The organism is Serratia sp. CY84636 (genome assembly GCF_052166245.1).
GTDB classification, from domain to species: domain Bacteria; phylum Pseudomonadota; class Gammaproteobacteria; order Enterobacterales; family Enterobacteriaceae; genus Serratia; species Serratia nevei.
The window spans coordinates 1-831 of the sequence record NZ_JBJNOX010000041.1; the positions used below are offsets into that span (position 1 = coordinate 1).

Annotated in this window: 1 protein-coding gene and 1 pseudogene; both read right to left on the reverse strand. The window is 50.3% G+C overall.

The features are described 5' to 3' along the window. Nucleotides 1-67: IS1 family transposase (locus ACJ8QI_RS25490; protein WP_096257578.1), on the reverse strand; the 67-nt coding region annotated here is incomplete at its 3' end. Nucleotides 68-216: 149 nt separating this feature from the next. Next, nucleotides 217-831 (reverse strand): annotated as a pseudogene (locus ACJ8QI_RS25495) (IS1 family transposase); the annotation flags it as partial.

The following is an 831-nucleotide window of genomic DNA, read 5'->3' on the forward strand; positions in this document are numbered from 1 at the left end:
TTTTGCCGTTACGCACCACCCCGTCAGTAGCTGAACAGGAGGGACAGCTGATAGAAACAGAAGCCACTGGAGCACCTCAAAAACACCATCATACACTAAATCAGTAAGTTGGCAGCATCACCTTCATGGTATTGGTAATATGACAATATTTTAGAGAGTATATTTTATTCATTATAAAATGCCCCGTAATATTTATCTCACGGTAATGACTCCAACTTACTGATAGTGTTTTATGTTCAGATAATGCCCGATGACCTTGTCATGCAGCTCCACCGATTTTGAGAACGACAGTGACTTCCGTCCCAGCCTTGCCAGATGTTGTCTCAGATTCAGGTTATGCCGCTCAATTCGCTGAGTGTAACGCTTGCTGATTACGTGCAGCTTTCCCTTCAGGCGGGATTCATACAGCGGCCAGCCATCCGTCATCCATACCACGACCTCAAAGGCCGACAGCAGGCTTAGAAGACGCTCCAGTGTGGCCATAGTGCGTTCACCGAATACGTGCGCAACAACCGTCTTCCGGAGCCTGTCATACGCGTAAAACAGCCAGCGCTGGCGCGATTTAGCCCCGACGTATCCCCACTGTTCGTCCATTTCCGCGCAGACGATGACGTCACTGCCCGGCTGTATGCGCGAGGTTACCGACTGCGGCCTGAGTTTTTTAAATGGCGGAAAATCGTGTTGAGGCCAACGCCCATAATGCGGGCGGTTGCCCGGCATCCAACGCCATTCATGGCCATATCAATGATTTTCTGGTGCGTACCGGGTTGAGAAGCGGTGTAAGTGAACTGCAGTTGCCATGTTTTACGGCAGTGAGAGCAGAGATAGCGC